Source organism: Burkholderia sp. Ac-20345, from assembly GCF_017104825.1.
Taxonomy (GTDB): Bacteria; Pseudomonadota; Gammaproteobacteria; order Burkholderiales; family Burkholderiaceae; genus Burkholderia; species Burkholderia lata_B.
Window position 1 is genome coordinate 1 of record NZ_JAAGPO010000106.1, and the last position, 23,466, is coordinate 23,466.

Below are 23,466 nucleotides of genomic sequence, written 5' to 3' on the forward strand. Positions count from 1 at the left end.
CCTGAACGGCGGCGAATCGTCGAACAACCTGTACATCGGCAACGAACCGTCGTTCCAGTCGCCGTGGGGGTACAACTGGGCGGGGCAACCGAGCGGCGCGCAGTACGTTCTCCCGATCATCATGTCGGCGATCCGCTCGCCGGTCAGCGGGTGCGTGCGCGCATACGCCGGCACGCCCGCATCGCCCATCGACGCGCGGTCGAGCCGCTCGAAGAAGCCCGGCATCCCGTACGGGTCATAGCCCGCGCCCGCGAGCAACTGGAAGCCGACGCGATCGGCCTCGCGCTCGGCCGAGCGCGAGAAGCGCAGCTGGTTGTCCACCGCGTACGCCTGCCCGCCCACCGCGATCGCGCTGCCAAGGTCGCCGCTTCTCGCGAGCACGCCGGCCAGCACGCCGAGCAGCATCGTCGCGAGCGCCGTGTAGCCGGTCTTCTCGTTCGCACCGATCATCCGCGCGATGTGCCGCTGCAGCACGTGCCCCATCTCGTGGCCGACCACCGAAGCGAGCTCCGACTCCGTCTGCGTCGTGACGACGAGCCCGCTGTTGATCCCGATGAAGCCGCCCGGCATCGAGAACGCGTTGATCTGCGGATCGCGCACCGGGAACAGGTCGAAGTCCGGCGTGTAGCCGCCGATGAAGCGCGCGGCCGCCGCGGCCGCGAGCCGCGCCGCCATCGCGTTCAGGTAGTCGCGCACGAGCCAGTCGTCGAGATAGTCGGGATCGCGCCGCACTTCGCGCATCACGCGTTCGCCGAGCCGGCGCTCGGCCTGCGGTGTCAGCGAACCGCCGGAGCCGTCGCCCAGGTCGGGCAGCTCGAGCGCGCGCAGCGGCGCGCGCAGGCTCGCGGCCGGCGCCGATGCGCCGCCCGCGTCCGAAAACCGGCTCTCCGCGCCGCCGTACGTGCCGAATACGCCGGCCGCGATGCCGGACGGCACGGTGGAAATCGACCGGTCGCCGCCGGCCGCCGATTCGAGCGGCGGCGCGGACACACTCTGCGCATGGCCGCTCGGCGGCAATGCGAGCGCAGCCGACAGCGACACGGCAAGCAACTGTTTGACACGCATGGCAGGATGAAAGCGACACCGTCCCGCGCGCCGGGCGCGCATCGCGGCGTTTGGTCTGAATATTCGGGTCATTGTACCGGCGACATCGCGACTGTCCCGTGCGGCATGGACGCCATCTGCGCACCCGGCGCCGCGAATGCCACTGCTATGATAGGCGCCCGTTGAAACGTTGGATCGGATCGGGGTGCAGGGACTGGATTCAGCGCCCTGCTCGATCGCAACGCAGATCGACGGACGTGCTCGCGCGAGCACGCCGTTCCACTGGAGCATGACATGTCAGGACTCACCCATTTCGATGCCGCAGGCCATGCACACATGGTCGACGTCGGCGGCAAGCAGGAAACCCAACGCATCGCGATCGCGCGCGGCACGATCCGGATGCTGCCGGCCACGTTCGCGCTGATCCGCGACGGCAAGGCCAAGAAAGGCGACGTGCTCGGCGTCGCGCGCATCGCGGCCATCCAGGGCGCCAAGCGCACGGCGGACCTCATCCCGCTGTGCCATCCGCTCGCGCTGACGCGCGTGGCCGTCGACTTCGAACTCGACGACGCGCAGCCGGCCGTGCACTGCGTCGTGCAGGTCGAGACGTTCGGCCGGACCGGCGTCGAGATGGAAGCGCTGACCGCCGTACAGGTCGGGCTGCTGACCGTCTACGACATGTGCAAGGCGGTCGATCGCGGAATGGTGATCACCGATGTGAGCGTGCGTGAGAAACGCGGCGGGAAGTCCGGGGACTGGAAGGCGGACGACGCGGCGGGTTGAGCGCCCGCGGCAACAGCAGCCATTCACGAGGCATCGTCGGCCGTAGCGATGCCCCGTTCGAACGAAAAAAAACCAGAAGAACACAGCACAAGTGAAGAACCCCACGCTGAAATACGGCGCGCCGCTGCTGTGCGCGCTCGCCCTGTTGCCGGCCGCCGCATCGGCCGCCGGCACCTGCCCCGCCGCCGACACCGCCGCGCGCGCGGCCATCGATGCCCAGCACCGCGTCCAGCAGGTCCGCAATCCGCAAGGTGACGGCGGCGGCAATGTCGATGTTTCGCCGCCGCTGCGCGACGCGCTTCATGCGTACAAGCAGGCGCTCGTCGGCGCGATCGATGCGCGGCTCGCGTGCAGCGACGAGCAGGTCGACCCGGCCGCACTGAAACGCACGCTCGCGGCCTCGCTCGGCGTGCCGGCCCGGTCCGCCCAGCCGAAAAACGGCGAATCGGCATTCGGCCGCAATCCGGAGGTCGAGGTGGAACGCAGCGACACGTCTCGCCCGTTGCTGTTCGTGCGCGCCGGCTTCGACATCGCGTGCGGCGACGACAACCTGCTGACCGCTTACGCATGGGAAAACAGCGGCTGGCGACGCGTGCTGCGCTGGCAGGCCGACGATTACCAGGACATCGGCGGCGCGTACGGCGGCGGCTTCTGGTTCTCGGCGCTGCCCGGCGGACAGGTCGCGGTCGTCCACGGCACACCGTGGTGCTCGTCGCGCTGGAGCCGGTTCGCGGCGGACGTGGTCGCGCCGGCCAACGGCGCGACCGCGCAACGCACGCTGTTCCATACGGAGCACGGCTACGTGCTCGACGACAACGCGATCCGGCTCAAGGTGCGCCCCGACGGCTTCGAGCTACGCACGACGGTCGGCTCGAAAGACAGCGAAGTGATGACGCGGCCGGGCATCTTCCGCTACCGCGTCGACGGCGACACCGTGCAGCGCGTACAGCCCGTGGCGGTCAACGGCCGCGACTTCGTCGACGAGTGGCTGAAGGCGGACGATGCGCTGGCGCGCGCATGGAGCGAGCCCGCCGCCGCAGCGGCCGCGCTGAAAGGCCGGCAGGCGTTCGACAAGGCCAGCAAGGCGCCCGATACCGGGTTCGAATACGGCCCGGTGCGTGGCTGCTCGGACAGCAAGGACCGCTTTCAAGTCGAACTCGACCTGACGGGCAACACCGGGGAAACAGTCGCGCGACACTATGCGTTGATTCGCCAGGAACGCAACGGGTTCACGCTGCTCGGGCTCGGCACGGCGGCCGAGCCAGCGTGCCGCGGCGCGAACCTGATGCCGCGGCACTGAACGTCGGGTGCGCGCGATCCGACGGCCGCGCGCATCGACTGTCAACGGCCATGCACGACGAAGCGGCCGGCAGGAAACGAAACCGGACGGCAACCCGTGTGCGGGCCGCGCCGCCCGCGCATCACTGGCCGCGCTGCGGCTCGAACACGAACGGTTGGGTCAACAGGAACGGGTTCGCGGTCGCGCCCGTCTGCACGCAGGTCGCGTGCGTCATCGCGTCGACGGCCGCGCGATCGGCCGCCGCATTGCGGCTGCTCGTCGTCACGGTGACGTTCTGCGCTTCGCCGGACGTCGTCATCAGCGCGCGCACGAGCACGGTCGCCGGGCGCGTGAGCGGCTTCGCGGTGTCCGGATAGACGGCGCGTGGAATGTGACAGGTCAGCTTGCTTTCCTGCGACGACGACAGCATCGCGCAGCCGGAAAACAGCATCGCGACGGCGGGCAGGATCAGGTAGGTCGAGCGAATAGCCATGGTCGAATATCGTTCTTCATCACGGTTCCGGACGCTCGCGCCGCGCACCGGAAAACCTAGCCCGGCCGCATCGCATGCGTCACACTGCGCCGCGGCCATCGGACCGGCGCCCCGTTACGGCCGCACGGCCGATCGATGCTCGGCCGCGATCCTGCGTGGCGGACTTCCCGGGTGGCCGGGTTCCGCCGCTGTGCGCGCCGGCCCAATCCCGATGCGGGCCGGTACGCAAGCGCTTTCGCGCATTGTGCACGCGCGGCCTGGCGTGCGGCCGCGATTTGACAATGGTTGACGCGAATCTCCCGGCCTTCAGCCGGAATCCGCGCAATCCGCGAGGTAATCGATACGCGGCCGAATTCGCACGATTGGCCGGGTTCGCGCCGGGCTGTCGCGCCCGACGCGCGCCGCGGTTTCCTCACGGCGCGGCACCTGCCGGAATTCCTCGTTCCGGCAGGCGCTGCACGCATCAATCCGAATCGTCGTCGTCTTCGTCGTCGGCCGCATCGGCCGGCACTTCGCCGTATTTCGCGACGACTGCCGCCTTGAACGTCTTCAGCGCCGGCTGCTGATCGCACAGCTTGTACAGCGCAGCCAGTTGCTGCGGCCAGTCCTTCAACTCCTTCGCAAACACGTGCAGGCGCGCGACGGTGTCGAGCGCATCGGCTTCGCGGCCGGCCAGCGCCTGCAGCGCCGCATAGCGGCGCAGCACCGTCTCGCCGGGCAGCAGCGCGATCGCGCGTTCATGCGCGGCGAGCTTGGCCGGCAGGTCGTCCGCCGAAATCGGGAGCAGCGTGGCCGCACCGTACGCGCCCCACGCGCCGAACAGCAGCGACGGCGCATCGCGGTATTGCGCGGCCGGATCGCTGCCGTAATACAGCACTTCCGCGCGCTGGTAGTCGCGCAGCACCGGCACCGCCGCCAGCACGCCGCCGACCGACAGCACCGCGAACAGCCCGAATGCCGCGCGCCCCGGCAGGATGCGCAGCGGCTTCACTTCGAGCAGCCCGATCGCGAACATCGCCGGCAGCAGGAAGAACATGTACTGCTGCGGATACTCGACCAGCGCATGCATCAGCAGGATGCCGATCAGTGCGAAGCCGAACACGCGCATGCTCGACTGCGGCGCGCGCACCGCACGCACGAACCACGTCACGAGCGCGACGACGAGCACACCCAGACCGACGAGGCCGGACTTCGCGAGCAGGTCGATGAAGATGTCGTGCGAGTTGTTCGCGATCTCGACGCCGCCGAGCGCGCGCACGAGCGCGAACTGGTGCGACGGGAACTCGCCCCAGCCGACACCGAGCAGCGGATGCTCGCGGAACATCGCGAGCCCGTACTTCCACAGCGCGAGGCGCGGCGCGATCTGCCCTGCGTCGCGCATCCGGTCGGCCGCGGATTCCGCGAGATTCAGGTGATAGTGCACGTTGGCCCAGCGCACCGCGACGTTCACCGCGATGAACGCCACCGCGAGCACGACCGGGATCAGCCACGCGCGCGCATTGCCCGGCGCGCGGCGCGATTCGAGCCACGCCATCCAGAAGCCCGCGACGACCATCACCGCGACCTGCAGCCACGGCCCGCGCGACACCGTCAGCGCAAGACCGACCGACAGCCCGATCGACAGCACGAACCACGCCCAGACCGCGAGCCGGCGCGTCTGCACGAGATACAGCGCGCCCGCGAGCGCGAACGCGATGTAGCTGGCCAGATGGTTCGCCTGCGCCATGTTGCCGTACGGGCGGCGATCGACCGCGACGTTGTACATCACGACGAACGGCGACAGCGCCGACTCGAGGTGGAACAACTGCACGATCTGGGTTCCGACGGCGAACACGCCGCCGACGAGCAGCGCGCCGGCCATCATCCGCGACACGGCCTCGGCCAGCCCTTCGCGCGCGAGCGCATAGCCGGCCTGCATCGCGACCAGCGCGGCGGCGAGATAGCCGACCGCCAGCCAGTTCATCGACGGCACCTTGAGCGCGATCAGCGCGACCTGCGCGATGAGCACCACGGCGAACCCGAGCGGCGCGACGAACGCGACCGGCGCGGCAAACGGCTCGGCCGGGCGACCGGTGCGCGCGAGCAGCACGACGGACACCCCCACCAGCAGATACAGCACCAGCGCGGAAAACTCGGAATAGAAAGTCGGGATCGGATACGTGTGATTCGTGATCGCGTACGGCACGATCAGGGCGACAGCCAGCGCAACGAGCGGCAACGAACGGGAAAAAGTAGAAGGCATGAGCGAACCGGATGTCAGCAACCGGCGCACTATACAAAACTTTGCCTCCTCTGTGCGGGGCCTTCGCGCGGCGACCCGACACGGGGCGGCCGCCCCGGCCGGCTGAATCGGCGGCCGGCATGCTGCCCGCACCGCCCTGCTCCGCCGCCGGCACTACGCGCGGCACTCCGCCGGGGCATATTTCGCAGGCAGCGTCGCGGCGTCACCCGGCAACGGCCCGGCCCCCGGTGCCGGCAGCGACGACGCATCCTTGCCGGCCGCGAAGCACTCCCATGCGATCGCACCGGCCTGCATCGCGCCCTTTTTGAGCGGCACGCGTGCGGTGGGCGCGTCGGCCTTGTCCGGCGCGGACGGTACGAGCACCAGCGTATTGGCGCCGGCCGTGGTGACGCGGGTGGTGAAGGCGACCGTGATCTGGCCGGTCTCGCCGTCGATCGCGACGGATTCGACGTTGCGGGTCGCGGCCGGCGGGCTGTATCCGCCGTCGAGGCTCGCGCCGCTCGCGGCGTTGTCGGCCACGGCAAGCCGCGCGGACGACGCAAGCGCGAGCCCCTCGCCGACGCGAGAGCGCGCGAGGTAATCCTGGTACGCGGGAATCGCATAGGCCGCGATCACGCCGACGATCGCCAGCACGATCATCAGTTCGATCAGCGTGAAGCCGGCCGGCCGCCAGCGCGGCGACGGCCGGTTCGCGCGCCGCAGATCGGCGGCAACGCGACGGAACAGGGAAACGGAAAAGGCTTCGAACATGGCAGGCTCCGGAAACGAAAAACGCCTGCCGATAAAGGCAGGCGTCTCGATCGTAGCCAGCGGGCCGTGAATCCGGCAGTCGGCCGGACGGCCAATGTCAGTGCGCGTGCGGCACGTCGCGGCGCTTCCTGAGCGTGTAACCGATCGCCACGACGAACAGCGCGCCCGCGATGCTCGCGCCGTAGAGCGCCGCCGGCGTATCGAGCACCGGCCAGCGATCGCCGACCGGGTCGTTCACGATCAGCCCGCCCGCGATCCAGCCGAGCAGCCCGGCGCCAAGTGCCACGACAATCGGGAAACGGTCGAGCAGCTTCAGCACCAGCGTGCTGCCCCACACGATGATCGGCACGCTGACGAGGAGCCCGAAGATCACGAGCGGGATCCGGTGCGACGGGTCGGCCTGCTCGGCCGCGCCGGCGATCGCGATCACGTTGTCGAGGCTCATCACCGCATCGGCGATCACGATCGTCTTCACCGCGTCCCATAGCCGGCTGGCCGGCTTGATGTCGTCGTGCGCGTCGCTGGCCGGCGCCATCAGCTTGATGCCGATCCACAGCAGCAGCAACCCGCCGCCGAGCTTCAGGAACGGCACGTCGAGCAGCGCGACCGCGAACGTGATCAGCGCGACGCGCAGCAGGATCGCGCCGGCGGTGCCCCACACGACACCGCGCAGGCGCTGGTTCGCGGGCAGGTTGCGGCAGGCGAGCGCGATCACGACCGCGTTGTCGCCGCCGAGCAGGATATCGATGATGACGATCTGGAATACGGCGCCCCAGTGGAGCGACGTCAGGAATTCGAGCATGGCGTGACGGGCAGGACGGCGGCCGCCCGCGGGCGGCCCGGTTCATCGCCGGCACATGCGCGATGCATGCCCGGTGCTTACGAATTCATTGCGCGAGCATAACAAAAAACGCCGGCAAAGCCGGCGTTTTTTGCAGGACGAACCCGGGTGGAAATATTACAGCGCCTTCTTCAGCAGACGGCCCATTTCCGACGGGTTGCGCGTGACGGTGATGCCGCACGCTTCCATGATTTCCAGCTTCGCTTCGGCCGTATCCGCACCGCCCGAGATCAGCGCGCCGGCGTGGCCCATGCGCTTGCCCGGAGGCGCCGTGACGCCAGCGATGAAGCCGACGACCGGCTTCTTCATGTTGTCCTTGATCCACTCTGCCGCATTGGCTTCGTCCGGACCACCGATTTCGCCGATCATCACGACCGCATCCGTATCCGGATCGTCGTTGAACATCTTCATCACGTCGATGTGCTTCAGACCGTTGATCGGGTCGCCGCCGATACCGACTGCCGACGACTGGCCGAGGCCGAGTGCGGTCAGCTGCGCAACGGCTTCATACGTCAGCGTGCCCGAACGCGACACGACGCCGATGCGGCCCTTGCGGTGGATGTGACCCGGCATGATGCCGATCTTCAGTTCGTCCGGCGTGATCGTGCCCGGGCAGTTCGGCCCGAGCAGCAGCGTCTTGCGGCCTTCACGGCGCATGCGGTCCTTCACTTCGATCATGTCGCGGACGGGGATGCCTTCCGTGATGCAGATCGCGAGATCCAGATCGGCTTCGACCGCTTCCCAGATCGCAGCCGCTGCGCCTGCCGGCGGAACGTAGATGACCGACACGGTCGCGCCGGTTTCTGCCTTCGCTTCCTTGACGCTTGCGTAGATCGGAATGCCTTCGAAGTCTTCGCCGGCCTTCTTCGGGTTCACGCCCGCGACGAATGCTTCGCGGCCGTTTGCGTACTCACGGCAGGCGCGCGTATGGAACTGACCGGTTTTGCCGGTAATGCCCTGCGTGATGACCTTCGTGTCCTTGTTGATCAGAATCGACATGTATTTTGACCTCTGTTCGATTGGCGTCGCGAACGAACCGCGCCGCCATGCGTGTTCATTAGCGCGCGCTTACTTGCCTGCGGCAGCCGCGACGACCTTCTGCGCAGCTTCTTCCATGCTGTCCGCCGAGATGATCGGCAGGCCCGAATCGGCCAGCATCTTCTTGCCGAGGTCCTCGTTCGTGCCCTTCATGCGCACGACGAGCGGCACGTTCAGGTTCACGGCCTTCGAACCGGCGATCACGCCTTCCGCGATCACGTCGCAGCGCATGATGCCGCCGAAGATGTTCACGAGGATCGCCTTCAGATCCGGGTTCTTCAGCATCAGCTTGAACGCTTCCGTGACCTTCTCGGTCGTCGCGCCACCGCCGACGTCCAGGAAGTTCGCCGGCTCGCCGCCGAACAGCTTGATGGTGTCCATCGTCGCCATCGCCAGGCCTGCGCCGTTCACGAGACAGCCGATGTTGCCGTCGAGCGAGATGTACGCGAGGTCGAACTTCGACGCTTCGATTTCAGCCGGATCTTCTTCGTCCAGGTCGCGGTAAGCGACGATTTCCGGGTGGCGGAACAGCGCGTTCGAGTCGAAGTTGAACTTCGCGTCGAGTGCGATGACCTTGCCGTCGCCGGAGACGTTCAGCGGGTTGATTTCAGCCAGCGATGCGTCGGTTTCCCAGAATGCCTTGTACAGGCCTTGCAGGATCGCGCGTGCTTGCGGAATCGATGCAGCCGGCACGCCGATCTTCGCGGCGAGGTCGTCGGCTTGCGCGTCGAGCAGGCCCGTCGACGGCTCGACGATGACCTTGTGGATCAGTTCCGGGTGCTTTTCGGCAACTTCTTCGATGTCCATGCCGCCTTCGCTCGAACCCATCAGAACGATCTTTTGCGTCACGCGATCGACGACGAGGCTGACATACAGTTCCTGCTTGATGTCGGCGCCTTCTTCGACCATCAGACGATTGACCTTCTGGCCTTCCGGGCCGGTCTGGTGCGTGACGAGCTGCATGCCGAGGATCTGGTTCGCGTATTCGCGAACCTGCTCGATCGACTTCGCCACCTTCACGCCGCCGCCCTTGCCACGGCCACCCGCGTGAATCTGAGCCTTCACGACCCATACCGGGCCGCCGAGCTCTTCTGCCACCTTGACGGCCTCGTCAACCGAGAACGCCGGCTTGCCGCGCGGTACCGCGACTCCGAATTTCCGCAGGATTTCCTTACCCTGGTACTCGTGAATCTTCATGCGTGATTCCCTTCAGTCTGAGAGTTGAATGAAAAGTCGCTTTAGACGCTTCTTCGAATGATTTCCGTTCATTCCTTCGTGCTGCCTTCACCGGGCACGTCCGGCCGGCTCGCGCCATACCAGCGCGGGTAGTACTGCCGCACGACCTCGCCGTCGAACCGCAATGCCCGGCAGCGGCCGAGCTGGAAAGGCGCTTCGTCGTGCACGCCGCCATGATCCGGCCCTTCGCCCCCCTCTTCGCGCACGTTCCACACATCACCGGCGAACGCCTGGATCGCTGCCGTCGGCAGCACGGCGCACAGTTCGGTGAGATGGGAGCAGCCTGCGACGCCGGCAAGCAGCCGGTTCGCATTGCGGCGGAAATTGCGGAAGAGATTGAGCCCGATCAGGGCCCGATAGGCGGGAGAGGCGGATTGACAGTGACCGGGATAGGGAACCCATTCCGAAGACGCTTCGGCGTCGACGACATTGAGGTCACGATCGATAGTCACGCGCAGCCAGAGTTCGTGGATCGGCAGGCCCTGGGGCCGGATGCCCGACGCAAGCGCGACATCGCGCGGCTTGTGGTCGGTCAGGCAGGCTTCGATGTCCCACAAGCCGTCGCCGCGCTCATACGCTTCCGCTCGGATTGCGCGTTGATGTCGCAACTGACGGGGCACGGGCTCGGATAGCGGCATGCTGGAGGTTGAGGCCGAAGAGGAAAACCCGTGGATTTTAGCATATTGGGTATTTGAGACAGTTTGACGCGACGGCGGGTATTCCCGCCTGTCCGGAAGTGGTTGCGTTGCAGCAAAATCGCGCGCCACGCGCGCGATCGGAGCGGTCAGTCGTCGATCGGGAAATCGTCGCCGACCTTCAGCAACTTCACGATGGTCGCGCTCGAGAAGCCGCGTGCGGCGAGAAAGCGCGCCTGCTTCGCACGTTCTGCCGGCGTTTGCGGCAGTGCACCGAATTTCTTGCGCCAGACCGCCTGCGCACGCGCCCATTCGGTCTCGCGGAGCTGGGCATTCACCTCCTCGACGAGCGTGTCGCCCACCGCATGACGCTTCAGCTCGCTGACGATGCGCGCGACGCCCACACGCGACGCGCGACGATGCACGAGACTCTCGGCAAAGCGCGCATCGGACAGCCAGCCTTCCTGTTCCAGCGCATCGAGTACGGGGTCGACGGATTCGTCTTCGCCGACGTAGGGCGCGAGCTTGCGCGCGAGTTCCGTGCGGCTGTATTCGCGGCGGGATAGATAGCCGAGCGCGCGGCCCTTCAACGATCGCTGAGGCTTCGACGACTTGCGCTCGGTAGCGCCCGGCGCGTCGCTTGACGAAGCACTGGAAGAAGCACCCGACGCGCGACGTGTGCGGCGCGGATGCTGGCTGCTGCGCGTATAGACATCTTCCCTGGCCGGCGCCGATGCATCGGCTGCGCGATCGCCCGGGAAGCTGACACCGGAAACACGACGGCGGGAGCGGTCGTGCGCGTCGAACGATTCATCGTCGTCGAACGGATCGTCCGGTGCGGCAATCTCAAACGAAACGAGGGCATCGTCGGATGCCCTCGTCGCGGTGCGGTTCGCGGCATTGCTGCCCGCGCCCCGCCGATCGGCGCCCGAGGATCCGGCTCGCCGGCCGGAGCGACCTGCCGTTTCGGGCACGTCGCTCTCCTCCGGTTCGCCAGCCTGACCTCGGCGCCCGACCATCACTCTTCTTCGTCCATCGCCTCGGCTTCGTCCTGGCCTGCGCCATCGGGCATGGCGACCACGCCAAGCGACTCGCGAATGCGGTTCTCGATCTCGCGTGCGATTTCCGGATTCTCGCGCAGGAATTCACGCGCGTTGTCCTTGCCCTGGCCGATCTTCTCGCCGTTGTAGCTGTACCAGGCGCCCGCCTTGTCGACGATCTTCGCCTGCACGCCGAGATCGATGATCTCGCCCTGACGCGAAATGCCTTCGCCATACAGGATGTCGAAGATCGCTTCGCGGAACGGCGGCGACACCTTGTTCTTGACGACCTTCACGCGGGTTTCGTTGCCGATCACCTCGTCGTTCTTCTTGATCGAGCCGATCCGGCGGATGTCGAGACGCACCGACGAGTAGAACTTCAGCGCATTACCGCCCGTCGTGGTTTCCGGGTTGCCGAACATCACGCCGATCTTCATCCGGATCTGGTTGATGAAGATCACGAGGCAGTTCGTGCGCTTGATCGTGCCGGTCAGCTTGCGCAGCGCCTGCGACATCAGGCGGGCCTGCAGACCCGGCAGCGAATCGCCCATCTCGCCTTCGATTTCGGCCTTCGGCACGAGCGCCGCGACCGAGTCGATGACGATCATGTCGATCGAGCCCGAGCGCACCAGCGCGTCGGTGATTTCAAGCGCCTGCTCGCCGGTGTCCGGCTGCGAGATCAGCAGCTCGGGCACGTTCACGCCGAGCTTCGCAGCATATTGAACGTCGAGCGCGTGCTCGGCGTCGATGAACGCTGCGGTGCCGCCGATCTTCTGCAGTTCGGCGATGACCTGCAGCGTGAGCGTGGTTTTACCGGACGATTCCGGACCGTAGATCTCGACCACCCGGCCGCGCGGCAGGCCGCCGACGCCGAGCGCGATATCGAGACCGAGCGAGCCCGTGGACACGACCTGGATGTTCTCGGTCGCCTCGCCGTCGCCCATGCGCATGATCGAGCCCTTGCCGAACTGCTTTTCGATCTGGGCAAGCGCGGCGGCCAGCGCCTTGCTCTTCTCGGCGGTCATCCCGGAGCCCTTCTTGCTATCTTCCATGAATCGTCCTTTGCTATGATGAGCAGCGTCTGTTAAAGGCGCGCCCACTTTCAAGCGCCGCCCACGAATGCAGACACTGTATAAAAAAACAGTGTTTTGTGCAAGCCCGCAATGCAGGCTGCGTTGTACACGAATAACTTCGGAGACAGCCGGCCGGCGCGAACGCCCTGCCGGCCATCGGTCAGCACCATGCGAATTCTCATCGCGGAAGACGACAGCATACTCGCGGACGGCCTCACCCGGTCACTCCGCCAATCGGGCTATGCGGTCGACCACGTGAAGACTGGCGTCGACGCCGATACGGCGCTGTCGATGCAGACATTCGACCTGCTGATCCTCGATCTCGGGCTGCCGAAAATGCCCGGGCTCGACGTGCTCAAACGCCTGCGCGCCCGCAATTCCAACCTCCCCGTGCTGATCCTGACGGCCGCCGACAGCGTCGACGAGCGCGTGAAGGGGCTCGACCTCGGCGCCGACGACTACATGGCCAAGCCGTTCGCGCTCAACGAACTCGAGGCGCGCGTGCGCGCGCTGACCCGGCGCGGTGCGGGCGGCGGCCCGACCGTCGTGCGCCACGGCTCGCTCGCGTTCGACCAGGTCGGCCGCATCGCGTATGCGAACGACCAGGTGCTCGACCTTTCCGCGCGCGAGCTCGGCCTGCTCGAAGTGCTGCTGCAGCGGATCGGCCGGCTCGTGTCGAAGGAGCAGCTCGTCGACCATCTGTGCGAATGGGGCGAGGAAGTCAGCAACAACGCGATCGAAGTCTACGTGCACCGGCTGCGCAAGAAGATCGAACCCAGCGGCGTACGGATCTCGACCGTGCGCGGCCTCGGCTATTGCCTCGAGAAGGTCGCGCCCGCCGCGCCGGCCGACACGGCCGCGCCCCAGCCCGCGGTGGCCGGCACGCCGCTGCGCTGAACCCGCGCGTCGCCGCGATGGCCACGCCGGCCCACACCCGCCACCCGACCGGCGCGCCGTCATCGGCCGCCGACGAGGCGCGCGATGCGCGCTACGAGAACCCGTTCGCGCCGCCCGACGAAACCGATGCGCCCGAGGCACCACGCCCGCGCTCGCTGTTCGGCGAGATCCTCGACTGGATGCTCGCGCCGCTGCTGCTGCTGTGGCCGATGAGCATCGCCGTCACCTATCTGGTTGCGAAGACGATCGCGAACGGCCCGTTCGATCGCGCGCTCGAGACCAACGCATACGTGCTCGCGCGGCAGATCCATCCGGTGAACGGCGTGGCCGAACTGACGCTGCCGGAGCAGACGCGTGACTTCCTGCGCGCGGACAACGTCGACAGCGTTTACTTCCAGGTGCTCGGCACACGCGGCGAGCTGGTCGCGGGCGAAGCCGACATGCCGCTGCCGCGCGACGAGGACCGCCCGCCGCCGGGCGTCGTCATGTTTCGCGACGACCTGCTGCGCGGCAACGACGTGCGGGTCGCGTATACGACGGTCGCGCTGCCGCAATCGGGCAGCCCGCAGCCCGTGCTCGTGCAGGTCGGCGAAACGCTGGACAAGCGCAACGCGCTCGCGAACGACATCATCAAGGGCGTGATCCTGCCGCAGTTCGTGATCCTGCCGCTCGCGATCCTGCTGGTCTGGTTCGGGCTGTCGCGCGGGCTCGCGCCGCTCAACGCGCTGCAGGCGCACATCCGCGCGCGGCGGCCCGACGACCTGTCGCCCGTCGAGGCGCAGCGCGCGCCGCCCGAGATCGAGCCGCTCGTCACGTCGTTCAACGACCTGCTCGCGCGCCTCGAACAGAACATGGCGCTGCAAAAACGCTTCATCGCCGACGCCGCGCACCAGATGAAGACCCCGCTCGCGGGCCTGCGCACGCAGGCCGAGTTCGCACTGCGCCACCCCGTCCCGCCCGACGTGCAGCGCTCGCTCGAGCAGATCGCGACGAGCTCCGAGCAGGCCGCGCGGCTCGTCACGCAACTGCTCGCGCTGGCGCGCGCCGAGAACCGCGCGAGCGGGCTGACGTTCGAGCCGGTCGAGATCGCCACGCTCGCGCGGCGCGCGGTGCGCGACTGGGTGCAGGCCGCGCTCGCGAAACGGATGGATCTCGGCTACGAAGGCCCGCCGGACCCGCCGGACGACAGGCCGCTCGACGTCGACGGCAATCCGGTGATGCTGCGCGAGATGCTCGGCAACCTGATCGACAACGCGATCCGCTACACGCCGGACGGCGGCCGCATCACGGTGCGCGTGCGCACCGAGCCCGCGGCGCGGCTCGTGCATCTCGAAGTCGAGGACACGGGGCCCGGCATCCCGGCCGCCGAACGCGAGCGCGTCGTCGAGCGCTTCTACCGGATCCTCGGCCGCGAAGGCGACGGCAGCGGCCTCGGGCTCGCGATCGTGCGCGAGATCGCCACGCAGCACGGCGGCACGCTGACGCTCGACGATCACGTCTACCAGCGCGCACCACGCCTCGTCGGCACGCTCGTGCGCGTCAGCCTGCCGCTGACCGAAACGGCCCCGGATTAACCCTGACGCGCGCCGCCGCGGCACGCCGAGATCGCATCGAAACCGCCAATTTACCTGACGTTATAGGCATTTGGCTGCACGATAGATGCAAAAGACAACCAATTCGGCGCGGGTTAACGTGCAGACTTTTTGCACGCGCGAGTCAGTCGGCCGTAAGTTTCCGTACCAATAATCCTCGACAGGCCCGTCCACCCAAGGCGGCCGCATATCTATATCAAGGGACTTGGAGACGACTCATGGCAACGTTAGGCGGGCAAATTTCGCACGCGCCGATGACGGGCGAAGAGAAGAAGGTGATCTTCGCGTCGTCGCTCGGCACCGTGTTCGAGTGGTACGACTTTTACCTGGCCGGCTCGCTCGCGGCCTACATCAGCAAGAGTTTCTTCTCCGGCGTCAACCCGACCGCCGCTTTCATCTTCACGCTGCTCGGCTTCGCCGCCGGCTTCGCGGTGCGGCCGTTCGGCGCGATCGTGTTCGGCCGCCTCGGCGACCTCGTCGGCCGCAAGCACACGTTCCTCGTGACGATCGTGATCATGGGCGTCTCGACGTTCGTGGTCGGCTTCCTGCCCGGCTACGCGTCGATCGGCATCGCCGCGCCGGTGATCTTCATCGCGATGCGGCTGCTGCAGGGTCTCGCGCTCGGCGGCGAGTACGGCGGCGCGGCGACCTACGTCGCCGAGCATGCGCCGGCCAACCGTCGCGGCTTCTACACCGCGTGGATCCAGACGACCGCCACGCTCGGCCTGTTCCTGTCGCTGCTCGTGATCCTCGGCGTGCGCACGTTCATCGGCGAAGAAGCGTTCGGCAGCTGGGGCTGGCGCGTGCCGTTCGTCGCGTCGATCCTGCTGCTCGCCGTGTCGGTATGGATCCGGATGCAACTGAACGAATCGCCGGTGTTCCTGCGCATCAAGGCGGAAGGCAAGACGTCGAAGGCGCCGCTGACCGAAGCGTTCGGCCAGTGGAAGAACCTGAAGGTCGTGATCATCGCGCTCGTCGGCCTGACCGCCGGCCAGGCCGTCGTGTGGTACACGGGCCAGTTCTACGCGCTGTTCTTCCTCACGCAGACGCTGAAGGTGGACGGTGCCAGCGCGAACATCCTGATCGCGATCGCGCTCCTGATCGGCACGCCTTTCTTCCTGTTCTTCGGTTCGCTGTCGGACAAGATCGGCCGCAAGCCGATCATCCTCGCGGGCTGCCTGATCGCGGCACTGACCTACTTCCCGCTGTTCAAGGCGCTCACGCACTACGCGAACCCGCAGCTCGAGATCGCGACGCAGAAGGCGCCGATCACGGTCATCGCCGATCCGGCCGCCTGCTCGTTCCAGTTCAACCCGGTGGGTACGTCGAAGTTCACTAACTCGTGCGACGTCGCAAAGAGCGCGCTCGCGAAGGCCGGCCTGAACTACGAGAACGTCGCGGCGCCGGCCGGCGCGATAGCCCAGATCAAGGTGGGCGACACGGTGATCCCGGCCTATGAAGGCAAGGCGGCCGACGCGAAGGCGCAGGGCGCGGCGTTCGACAAGACGCTCGGGTCGACGCTGAAGGCGGCCGGCTACCCGGCGAAGGCCGACCCGGCGCAACTCAACTGGCCGATGACGATCGTGATCCTGACGATCCTCGTGATCTACGTGACGATGGTCTACGGCCCGATCGCCGCGATGCTGGTCGAGATGTTCCCGACGCGGATCCGCTACACGTCGATGTCGCTGCCCTATCACATCGGTAACGGCTGGTTCGGCGGCTTCCTGCCGGCAACCGCGTTCGCGATCGTCGCGGCAAAGGGCAACATCTACTCGGGCCTCTGGTATCCGATCGTGATCGCGCTGGCCACGTTCGTGATCGGCCTGCTGTTCGTCAAGGAGACGAAGGACTCGAACATCTACGCGCAGGATTGAGGTCGACGGGCGGGTTCCAGTGAACGGCAACCCGCCCCGCGACGAGGCCGGCACCCTTTTTCACGGATGATGAAAAAAGGTGTTGACAGCCAGGCCGGTATTCTCCATAATTCATTTCTTCGGCGAATTAGCTCAGTCGGTTAGAGCGACGGAATCATAATCCGCAGGTCCGGGGTTCGAATCCCTGATTCGCCACCAAATGCGAAAGCCGCTGTTTCGAAAGGAACAGCGGCTTTTTCATTTGCTTCGCAAACAACACGCGCCACAACTCCAGCATCACCATCCTAACTACGCGGCTCCCCGTGACGGCTGTCCGGAATCTGACTCGCCTCCTGCAGCCTGCGTCTTAAGGCTCGCATCAGCGGCGCCTGTTCTTCACGCCCGCAATGCAACGGCTCCTGCTTCGTTTGCCTCATCTTGCGATGCCGTTCGTTTGGAAGGCGCAGCTCGCGATCGACCACAACGGCGCCCGAGACAACCCTGACGGAGGTTGCGGCATAGATCTTCGATTTCTCCTGCTGGGTCTTATAAGCCCACTTGCTCACCATCTTCCGAACCTCGCCCAGCAGCTTCATCGTAGCGGCCGGCCCCGAAATGGTCACATCGTCGACACAAGCCGTCATCCGACATTGCTCACCCTTTCCTTTACAGCATGATGCTTCCAAAGAGAGAGGCCAGCCTTTCCTTATTTCAACAGGACAACTCAATTCAGATTCAGTATCGCCAAAATCCTCGAAAACATCATGTCGAATTTGTCGACCGCCAGCAAGTACAATTGCCCGAGATAATTTCCCTGACTGTCGGGAGAAAAATAAAAAGCCACCTGAATAGGTGGCCTTTTCATATGAGCGAGAAAAAAGCTCTGACAGCGTAAGCGGCTCTCAGCAAGCACCCGCTTGTTTTGCGCCGTAGGTTGCCTGGCTCGCGGTGTACCCGTCTCCCGCACTTGAGGAAAGTTGATTGATGAGACCCTTGCACGAGAAGCCCTGGATACTGAGATACTGCTTCGCAGACCGAACCGCCTCCCGGTTCCAATCGACGTTCAGGCTGTCCACTGCGGCCGTGGCGTCGGCAACCTTGTAACCATCCCCGGCATCCGAAGACAGTTGCTGAATAAGCCCTTTCCGCGAGAAACCCTGGATACTGAGATACTGCTTCGCTGATCTAACGGCGTTATTCTGAGGCCCGGTCAGATCCCCAGCCCACGTGGGCGCGGCAGCAAACAAAGCGGCAGCCATTGTCATCTTCAAAAATTTCATTGAAATATCTCCAGAACTTACGCGGTGCCACTGGCGCCCTTACCCCGAGGCCCCAGTAATGCCCCCACAAATTAGGCAAAATATAGATATTCGGGCGAAACAAATATTACCATCAGCCTTCATATAATTACAAATATGTTTACTGTTAATATCTTTCGATATCGGCAAATCGCGCCGATTCGCCGCCAAACGAAAAAAGCCGCTACTCGTTTCAGAGCAGCGGCTTTTTTCATTGCCTGTTGCGATACACCGACCTTGCTTTCACGTGCCGATCATCTGGTCATCCGCTTGTCACCTCGATCAACATCGACAATGGGCCACCACCGTCCACGCAGCCGATCGCACATGCACCTCGTACACCTGGCTACGCCGCCACCGAACTACGCTGCTCCCGCGCCGCCTGCGCCCCCACCCGCCCGCGCCAGTTCTCCCCACCTTCCAGCGACGGCGTCGACTCGAACACCTCCGCGACCCAGTCGGCGAACACGCGCACCTTCTGCGACAGATGCCGGTTGTGCGGATAGACGATCGAGATCGGCTTCGGCTTCGGATTGCAGTCCGGCAGCACCTCGACCAGCGAGCCGTCGAGCAGGTTCGGCAGCACCATGAACAGCGTCGGCTGGATCATTCCGAACCCTTCGAGCCCGCACGTCACATAGGCATCCGAATCGTTGACCGTGACGTTCCCGTTCATCCGCACCTCGAACGGTTTGCCGTCGATCATGAACACCCAAGGAATCGCCCGCGCGCCGTGGCTCGAACGGAAATTCACCGCGTGGTGTTCGGCGAGATCGGCAATCTCGTGCGGCTCGCCGTGACGTGCGAGGTAATCGGGCGACGCGCAGGTCACGCGCTTCAACATCCCGATCCGCCGCGCGACCATCGACGAATCCTCGAGCGGGCCCACCCTGATCATGCAGTCGATGCCCTCCTCGACCGGGTCCACGTAGCGGTCGGAGAGGCCCAGTTCAAGCGTGATGTCCGGGTAGCGCTGCCGGAAAATCGACAGCGACGGCAGCACGATGCGCCGCCCGAGCGAACTCGGCATATGGACGCGCAACACGCCGCTCGGCTTGCGGTTGCCGGTCTGGAAACTCGCGTCGGCCTCCGCGATCTCCGAGATGATCTTCATGCAATGCTCGTAGTACGCCGCACCTTCCGGCGTCAGCGACAGCCTGCGCGTCGTGCGGTGCATCAGGCGCACGCCGAGCAGCGCCTCGAGGTTCTGGATGATGGTCGTCACCGATGCGCGCGGCATCGCGAGCGTGTCGGCCGCGCGCGTGAAGCTGTTCGCGTCGACCACGCGGGTAAAAACTTCCATTGCCTGGATTCGGTCCATGCTGCTCCCCCTTCGAATCGCCAACGAAACAGAATAGAGCGCGCGACGGGCGCGGCACAAGCCCCCACCCATTGTTCTCCGATCCTGAATAGTTTTGGCGTTTCGGACTGGAAAACGATCGATTTCCGTTCAGTCTCACCCGGCAATCGTTCCGGCCCCGATCGCAGCCGCCCGCCGTGCGTTACCGCACGAATCGGTCGCGATATCCCTGCGGCGACACACCCAGCACGCGCACGAAACAGCGTCGCAGCGTCTCCTCCGAGCCGAAGCCGCAACGCGCGGCGATCCGCTTGACGGGCCATGCCGTTTCGCCGAGCAGGCGCTGCGCGGCCTCGACGCGAATCTGCTCGACCGCGCGCGCGGGCGTGCGGCCGGTTCCCGCGCGGTAGTGGCGCACGAAGCTGCGCTCGCTCATGCGCACGCGCTCGGCCAGCGCGGGCACCGACAGGTCGTCCGCCAGGTGCTCGGCCATCCACGCGTGCAGTTCGCCGAACCGGTCGTCGGTGCGCTGCATCGACAGCATCGTGCTGAACTGCGCCTGCCCGCCCGGGCGCTTCAGGAACACGACGAGTTCGCGCGCGACGTCGAGGGCTGTCGCGCGCCCGAGATCCTCCTCGACCAGCGCGAGCGCGAGATCGATGCCGGCCGTCACGCCGGCCGAGGTCCACAACGCGCCTTCGCGGATGAAGATCGGATCGGATTCGACGCGCACGTTCGGATAGCGCGCCGCGAATTCATCGCAGCGCGCCCAGTGCGTGACCGCACGCCGCCCGTCGAGCAGGCCGGCCTCGGCGAGCAGGAATGCGCCGGTGCAGACCGATGCCACGCGCCGTGTGCGCGCCGCCTGCTGCTGCACCCACCGCACCAGCCGTGCATCCTTCGATGCCGCATGCACGCCCTTGCCGCCGGCGACGATCAACGTATCGGGATGGCGCGCAGCCGAGCGTAGCGATTCCGCCATCACGACCAGGCCCGACGACGTCTCGACCGGCCCCGCCTCGGCCGCGATGACGCGCGGCGCATACGGCGCCGGCTGGCCGCGCTCCAGCGCCAGCTCGTTGACGGACGCAAACACCTGCAGCGGCCCCGACACGTCGAGCAGCTGGGCACGAGGGAACGCGAGGACCAGGATCGAACGCGGGGCGGCTGGCATGGCGATTGGCTGAAAACGTGGGTGATATGGCAATTTCGCCAAACACTACGCGCCTAGAATCGATCTGTCCATCTCGTGCCGGCAACGGCGCGCTCCCCTTCCAACCGGAGTCTTCGCATGTCCCTGCATATCGGCTTTCTCGTGTTTCCGGGCGTCCAGCAACTCGATCTCACCGGCCCGCACGACGTGCTCGCGTCGCTGCCCGACGCAACCGTCCATCTGGTCTGGAAGTCGCGCGACACCGTCGCGTCGAGCAGCGGGCTCGCGCTCGCGCCGACCTGCACGTTCGACGATTGCCCGCCGCTCGACGTGATCTGCGTTCCGGGCGGGATCGGGATCAACGCGCTGCTGCTCGATGCCGAAGCGATCGCGTTCGTGCAGCAGCGCGCGGCGGCCGCGCGCTACGTGACGTCGGTCTGCACGGGTGCGCTGCTGCTGGGCGTCGCCGGCCTGCTTCGCGGGCGGCGCGCGACGACGCACTGGGCATTCCACTCGCTGCTCGAACCGCTCGGCGCGGTGCCGGTGCGCGAGCGCGTGGTACGCGACGGCAACCTGATCACGGGCGGCGGCGTCACGGCCGGCATCGACTTCGCATTGACGATCGCCGCGGAGCTGGCCGGCGAAGAAGAAGCGCAGGCGATCCAGCTGCAGCTCGAATACGCACCCGCGCCGCCGTTCGACGCGGGTTCGCCCGACACCGCGCCGGCAGCGGTCGTGAAGCGCGTCACCGAACGGTCGGCGGCCGGCTTCGCGAAGCGCAAGGAGACGATCGAACAGGCGCTGCGTGCGATGTCGCGCTGAATATGGGCGCCGGGAAATCAACTCGAAGACTGGAAGACGACGCGCATCCGCGCCGGAGAACACATCGATGAACATCATCCGCAGCACTGCATTCACCGCGGACCGCGCGTGGGGCGCGCTCGACATCGCGAACCTGAACGGCATCACGGTCCGCCTGCACTGGACCGACCAGCCGTATCGGTGGCACGTGAACGACGACGAGGAAGTGTTCGCAGTGCTCGACGGTCGCGTCGAGATGCGTTATCGCGAAGCAGGCGTCGAGCACGCGACGGTGCTCGAAACGGGTGACGTATTCCATGCGGCGGCCGGCACCGAGCACGTCGCGCATCCGCTCGGCGAAGCACGCATCCTCGTGATCGAAACCGCAGGCAGCGTCTGACGGCCGGCGGCCGTGCGTCGATGCCGCGCGGATCGCAGCCGCATCCGCGCGGCGGGCTTCATCCGGTGATCGTCCCGGTGGCCTGCGGCGCGATCAGCTTCGGTCGCGGCGTACACCAGCACTGGCCGAGGTCGTGCTCGAGTGCGACGACCTTGCCCATCATGGTCATCGTCCGCTCGCCGCCGTCGGACAAGATCACGCCCGGCGACTTGCAGGCGGCGCAGAACACCGGCGCGCCGGGACAGGCGAGTTCGCGTCCGTCGAACGACGAATTGACAAGACCGTCGAGCACGACGCCGCCGTGGTCGGTCGTGTCGCCCTTCAGCATGAATGTGCGGCTCATGATGTCGGTTCTTCCGTCGGAGAGGCCGCGCAACGCGGCAGCTTGGCCGCGCGCGGGCAATCGGAATCCGCCCGTCGGTCGCGGGCGTTCCGCAGGCATGTCACCGCTCGCCGCGGCCACCTCCGTCAGAACTTGTGCCGCAGGCCGACGCGCGCCTGGAACTGCCGGTCGTTCGCCGATGCGCCGGGCCCGTTGATCGCGGCGACCGCCGGGCGTCCGGTCGAGTCGGTACCCGACGCGCGCTGGTAGACGGCGGTCAGGTACACGTCGGTGCGCTTCGACAGGAAGTAGTCGAGCCCCGCCGCGACCTGGTGGTACGTCGCGCCGTCGCGCCCGTTCACGCCGCCACCGCGCGTGTAGTCGTACGCGACGCCGCCGAACAGGTAGGGCGTGAACTGGTAGCGCACGCTGGCCTCGACGTTGTTGAACACCGCATTGCCGGACACGCCGCCGGGATTCGGCCCGGACGACAGGTCGCCGAGCTGGCGGAACGACGTGTTCGTGTACATCGCGCCGAGCGTGACCGCGCCGATCGCATAGGTGCCGCCCGCCGCCGCGACCTGCAGCGTGCGCGCCGATGCATAGCCTGAATACACGGGCGACAGCATGTTGTTGCCCGGCACGCCGCCCGTGACCGGCGCCGGGCTGCCGGTCGTGCCGAAGAACGACACGTTCGGGTTGCGCGCATTCAGGTAGCCGGCCGCAACCACGAGCGGCCCGCGCGTGTAGCCGGCCGTCATCGACCACACCTGGTTGCGCGTCGCCGCGCCCGCGATGCCGCCCACGCCAACCATCGCCGCGAAGCGGAACCCGCCGTAGTCGTTGCTCGTGAACTTGATCGCGTTGTTGGTCGAGTTCGCGTTGTTCACGTTGTCGAGGTCGCCGGGGTGCGCAACCATGTAGCCGCCGAACAGCGCGGCGGCCTCGAGCGGCCCGAGGAAGTCGACGTTGGTGTCGTACTGCCGCCCGAGCGTGACGGTGCCGAACGGCCCCGACAGCCCGACGAATGCCTTCTTGCCGAAGATCAGCCCGCCCTGCCCGAGCTTGCCCGTGCTCGGGTCGAAGCCGTTCTCCAGCGTGAAGATCGCCGCCAGCCCGCCGCCGAGATCCTCGACGCCGCGCAGCCCCCAGCGGCTCGCCTGCTGCACGCCGCCCAGCATCCGCCACGCGGGCTTGCCGCTCACCGTGCCGTTCGGGCCGGCCACCGCGAGGTTGCTCGTGTAGGTGAGCCCCTCGTCGATAATGCCGTACAGCGTCACGCTGCTCTGTGCGTGCGCCGCACCCGCGATCAGCGCGACACCCGCGCCTGCCAACAGCCGTTGTTTCATCGGAAGGTCTCCATTGCGCGGGTCGAATGGCAAAACGCAGGCGT

Annotated in this window: 23 protein-coding genes, 1 tRNA gene and 1 pseudogene; 8 read left to right on the top strand and 17 right to left on the bottom strand. The window is 66.5% G+C overall.

From position 1 onward, the window contains the following. Positions 1-120: 120 nt before the first annotated feature. Positions 121-1,065: pseudogene (locus tag G3O06_RS29810) on the bottom strand (M48 family metalloprotease); the annotation flags it as partial. Between the two features lie 273 nt (positions 1,066-1,338). Here G3O06_RS29810 and moaC point away from each other — a divergent pair. After that, positions 1,339-1,827 carry a cyclic pyranopterin monophosphate synthase MoaC gene (gene moaC, locus G3O06_RS29815; protein WP_175003868.1) on the top strand — a complete coding sequence of 163 codons (489 nt, stop codon included), beginning with the start codon at positions 1,339-1,341 and terminating at the stop codon, positions 1,825-1,827. Between the two features lie 91 nt (positions 1,828-1,918). After that, positions 1,919-3,127, top strand: a complete 1,209-nt coding sequence (locus tag G3O06_RS29820) for a hypothetical protein (RefSeq protein ID WP_205818373.1) — start codon at positions 1,919-1,921, stop codon at positions 3,125-3,127. A gap of 121 nt (positions 3,128-3,248) precedes the next feature. Here the strand turns inward: G3O06_RS29820 and G3O06_RS29825 are convergent, their stop codons facing one another. The 10 genes from G3O06_RS29825 to G3O06_RS29870 all read right to left on the bottom strand — a co-directional run bounded on the left by G3O06_RS29825 (position 3,249) and on the right by G3O06_RS29870 (position 12,624). After that, a complete protein-coding gene (locus tag G3O06_RS29825; protein WP_089426248.1) occupies positions 3,249-3,599 on the bottom strand; it encodes a TonB family protein in 351 nt (116 codons plus the stop codon). Positions 3,600-4,062: 463 nt separating this feature from the next. After that, positions 4,063-5,841: a Wzy polymerase domain-containing protein gene (locus G3O06_RS29830; protein ID WP_205818374.1), complete on the bottom strand. Its 1,779-nt coding sequence runs from the start codon at positions 5,839-5,841 to the stop codon at positions 4,063-4,065. Positions 5,842-5,994: 153 nt separating this feature from the next. Then, complete coding sequence (locus tag G3O06_RS29835) at positions 5,995-6,591, bottom strand: pilin (RefSeq protein WP_174967564.1); 597 nt, start codon at positions 6,589-6,591, stop codon at positions 5,995-5,997. A 97-nt stretch (positions 6,592-6,688) separates the two neighbouring features. Beyond that, entirely contained in the window at positions 6,689-7,393 is a 705-nt protein-coding gene (locus tag G3O06_RS29840) for a TerC family protein (RefSeq protein ID WP_174997391.1), read from the bottom strand. A 156-nt stretch (positions 7,394-7,549) separates the two neighbouring features. Further along, complete coding sequence (gene sucD / locus G3O06_RS29845) at positions 7,550-8,431, bottom strand: succinate--CoA ligase subunit alpha (RefSeq protein WP_006477916.1); 882 nt, start codon at positions 8,429-8,431, stop codon at positions 7,550-7,552. A gap of 69 nt (positions 8,432-8,500) precedes the next feature. After that, positions 8,501-9,667 (bottom strand): ADP-forming succinate--CoA ligase subunit beta, encoded by a 1,167-nt coding sequence (sucC, locus tag G3O06_RS29850; protein WP_132022571.1) that lies wholly within the window; start codon positions 9,665-9,667, stop codon positions 8,501-8,503. 68 nt (positions 9,668-9,735) lie between these two features. Next, positions 9,736-10,344 (bottom strand): DUF2889 domain-containing protein, encoded by a 609-nt coding sequence (locus G3O06_RS29855; protein WP_041492941.1) that lies wholly within the window; start codon positions 10,342-10,344, stop codon positions 9,736-9,738. A gap of 146 nt (positions 10,345-10,490) precedes the next feature. Continuing rightward, a complete protein-coding gene (gene recX, locus G3O06_RS29860) occupies positions 10,491-11,360 on the bottom strand; it encodes a recombination regulator RecX (RefSeq protein WP_174986043.1) in 870 nt (289 codons plus the stop codon). Continuing rightward, entirely contained in the window at positions 11,360-12,433 is a 1,074-nt protein-coding gene (gene recA / locus G3O06_RS29865) for a recombinase RecA (protein ID WP_041492942.1), read from the bottom strand. Before recA ends, recX begins: the two co-directional genes overlap by 1 nt. Before the next feature lie 50 nt (positions 12,434-12,483). Further along, positions 12,484-12,624 carry a hypothetical protein gene (locus G3O06_RS29870; RefSeq protein WP_153488778.1) on the bottom strand — a complete coding sequence of 47 codons (141 nt, stop codon included), beginning with the start codon at positions 12,622-12,624 and terminating at the stop codon, positions 12,484-12,486. On the opposite strand from G3O06_RS29870, the gene G3O06_RS29875 reads away from it, so the two are divergent. From G3O06_RS29875 to G3O06_RS29890, 4 genes are all read left to right on the top strand, one after another. Continuing rightward, a complete protein-coding gene (locus G3O06_RS29875) occupies positions 12,623-13,351 on the top strand; it encodes a response regulator transcription factor (RefSeq protein WP_174967562.1) in 729 nt (242 codons plus the stop codon). The genes G3O06_RS29870 and G3O06_RS29875 overlap by 2 nt on opposite strands. Positions 13,352-13,368: 17 nt before the next feature. After that, a complete protein-coding gene (locus G3O06_RS29880; protein WP_205818375.1) occupies positions 13,369-14,925 on the top strand; it encodes a sensor histidine kinase in 1,557 nt (518 codons plus the stop codon). A gap of 236 nt (positions 14,926-15,161) precedes the next feature. Next, positions 15,162-16,820, top strand: coding sequence for an MFS transporter (locus G3O06_RS29885; protein WP_174967560.1), 1,659 nt, complete (start codon positions 15,162-15,164; stop codon positions 16,818-16,820). Between the two features lie 121 nt (positions 16,821-16,941). Continuing rightward, a tRNA-Met gene (locus G3O06_RS29890) sits at positions 16,942-17,018 on the top strand. 86 nt (positions 17,019-17,104) lie between these two features. Here the strand turns inward: G3O06_RS29890 and G3O06_RS29895 are convergent. The 4 genes from G3O06_RS29895 to G3O06_RS29910 form a co-directional block, all read right to left on the bottom strand. Next, positions 17,105-17,395: a hypothetical protein gene (locus G3O06_RS29895; protein WP_241020308.1), complete on the bottom strand. Its 291-nt coding sequence runs from the start codon at positions 17,393-17,395 to the stop codon at positions 17,105-17,107. A 306-nt stretch (positions 17,396-17,701) separates the two neighbouring features. After that, the gene (locus tag G3O06_RS29900) at positions 17,702-18,079 is read right to left on the bottom strand and encodes an Ltp family lipoprotein (RefSeq protein WP_174967546.1); all 378 of its coding nucleotides are present in this window, start codon (positions 18,077-18,079) and stop codon (positions 17,702-17,704) included. A gap of 364 nt (positions 18,080-18,443) precedes the next feature. After that, entirely contained in the window at positions 18,444-19,418 is a 975-nt protein-coding gene (locus G3O06_RS29905) for a LysR family transcriptional regulator (RefSeq protein ID WP_205818376.1), read from the bottom strand. 181 nt (positions 19,419-19,599) lie between these two features. Continuing rightward, complete coding sequence (locus G3O06_RS29910) at positions 19,600-20,571, bottom strand: GlxA family transcriptional regulator (protein ID WP_174955529.1); 972 nt, start codon at positions 20,569-20,571, stop codon at positions 19,600-19,602. A 117-nt stretch (positions 20,572-20,688) separates the two neighbouring features. On the opposite strand from G3O06_RS29910, the gene G3O06_RS29915 reads away from it, so the two are divergent. Both G3O06_RS29915 and G3O06_RS29920 read left to right on the top strand, forming a co-directional pair. After that, complete coding sequence (locus G3O06_RS29915) at positions 20,689-21,372, top strand: DJ-1/PfpI family protein (RefSeq protein ID WP_205818377.1); 684 nt, start codon at positions 20,689-20,691, stop codon at positions 21,370-21,372. Positions 21,373-21,439: 67 nt separating this feature from the next. Continuing rightward, positions 21,440-21,751, top strand: a complete 312-nt coding sequence (locus G3O06_RS29920) for a cupin domain-containing protein (RefSeq protein ID WP_174915353.1) — start codon at positions 21,440-21,442, stop codon at positions 21,749-21,751. A gap of 58 nt (positions 21,752-21,809) precedes the next feature. Here the strand turns inward: G3O06_RS29920 and G3O06_RS29925 are convergent, their stop codons facing one another. Continuing rightward, a complete protein-coding gene (locus G3O06_RS29925) occupies positions 21,810-22,094 on the bottom strand; it encodes a PAAR domain-containing protein (protein ID WP_205818378.1) in 285 nt (94 codons plus the stop codon). A 125-nt stretch (positions 22,095-22,219) separates the two neighbouring features. Next, on the bottom strand, positions 22,220-23,422 hold the full coding sequence (locus tag G3O06_RS29930; protein ID WP_205818379.1) for a porin: 1,203 nt from the start codon (positions 23,420-23,422) through the stop codon (positions 22,220-22,222). Between the last annotated feature and the right edge of the window lie 44 nt (positions 23,423-23,466).

What these genes read in the sequence shown, in the direction of transcription:
- G3O06_RS29920 (WP_174915353.1), top strand. Translation starts at nt 21,440, where the DNA reads ATGAACATCATCCGCAGCACTGCATTCACCGCGGACCGCGCGTGGGGC.
- G3O06_RS29840 (WP_174997391.1), bottom strand. Translation starts at nt 7,393, where the DNA reads ATGCTCGAATTCCTGACGTCGCTCCACTGGGGCGCCGTATTCCAGATC.
- G3O06_RS29895 (WP_241020308.1), bottom strand. Translation starts at nt 17,395, where the DNA reads ATGAAGCTGCTGGGCGAGGTTCGGAAGATGGTGAGCAAGTGGGCTTAT.
- G3O06_RS29905 (WP_205818376.1), bottom strand. Translation starts at nt 19,418, where the DNA reads ATGGACCGAATCCAGGCAATGGAAGTTTTTACCCGCGTGGTCGACGCG.
- recA (WP_041492942.1), bottom strand. Translation starts at nt 12,433, where the DNA reads ATGGAAGATAGCAAGAAGGGCTCCGGGATGACCGCCGAGAAGAGCAAG.
- G3O06_RS29835 (WP_174967564.1), bottom strand. Translation starts at nt 6,591, where the DNA reads ATGTTCGAAGCCTTTTCCGTTTCCCTGTTCCGTCGCGTTGCCGCCGAT.
- G3O06_RS29900 (WP_174967546.1), bottom strand. Translation starts at nt 18,079, where the DNA reads ATGAAATTTTTGAAGATGACAATGGCTGCCGCTTTGTTTGCTGCCGCG.
- G3O06_RS29880 (WP_205818375.1), top strand. Translation starts at nt 13,369, where the DNA reads ATGGCCACGCCGGCCCACACCCGCCACCCGACCGGCGCGCCGTCATCG.
- G3O06_RS29830 (WP_205818374.1), bottom strand. Translation starts at nt 5,841, where the DNA reads ATGCCTTCTACTTTTTCCCGTTCGTTGCCGCTCGTTGCGCTGGCTGTC.
- G3O06_RS29885 (WP_174967560.1), top strand. Translation starts at nt 15,162, where the DNA reads ATGGCAACGTTAGGCGGGCAAATTTCGCACGCGCCGATGACGGGCGAA.
- G3O06_RS29875 (WP_174967562.1), top strand. Translation starts at nt 12,623, where the DNA reads ATGCGAATTCTCATCGCGGAAGACGACAGCATACTCGCGGACGGCCTC.
- G3O06_RS29870 (WP_153488778.1), bottom strand. Translation starts at nt 12,624, where the DNA reads ATGGTGCTGACCGATGGCCGGCAGGGCGTTCGCGCCGGCCGGCTGTCT.
- moaC (WP_175003868.1), top strand. Translation starts at nt 1,339, where the DNA reads ATGTCAGGACTCACCCATTTCGATGCCGCAGGCCATGCACACATGGTC.
- sucC (WP_132022571.1), bottom strand. Translation starts at nt 9,667, where the DNA reads ATGAAGATTCACGAGTACCAGGGTAAGGAAATCCTGCGGAAATTCGGA.
- G3O06_RS29855 (WP_041492941.1), bottom strand. Translation starts at nt 10,344, where the DNA reads ATGCCGCTATCCGAGCCCGTGCCCCGTCAGTTGCGACATCAACGCGCA.
- G3O06_RS29910 (WP_174955529.1), bottom strand. Translation starts at nt 20,571, where the DNA reads ATGCCAGCCGCCCCGCGTTCGATCCTGGTCCTCGCGTTCCCTCGTGCC.
- G3O06_RS29930 (WP_205818379.1), bottom strand. Translation starts at nt 23,422, where the DNA reads ATGAAACAACGGCTGTTGGCAGGCGCGGGTGTCGCGCTGATCGCGGGT.
- recX (WP_174986043.1), bottom strand. Translation starts at nt 11,360, where the DNA reads ATGGTCGGGCGCCGAGGTCAGGCTGGCGAACCGGAGGAGAGCGACGTG.
- G3O06_RS29925 (WP_205818378.1), bottom strand. Translation starts at nt 22,094, where the DNA reads ATGAGCCGCACATTCATGCTGAAGGGCGACACGACCGACCACGGCGGC.
- sucD (WP_006477916.1), bottom strand. Translation starts at nt 8,431, where the DNA reads ATGTCGATTCTGATCAACAAGGACACGAAGGTCATCACGCAGGGCATT.
- G3O06_RS29825 (WP_089426248.1), bottom strand. Translation starts at nt 3,599, where the DNA reads ATGGCTATTCGCTCGACCTACCTGATCCTGCCCGCCGTCGCGATGCTG.
- G3O06_RS29915 (WP_205818377.1), top strand. Translation starts at nt 20,689, where the DNA reads ATGTCCCTGCATATCGGCTTTCTCGTGTTTCCGGGCGTCCAGCAACTC.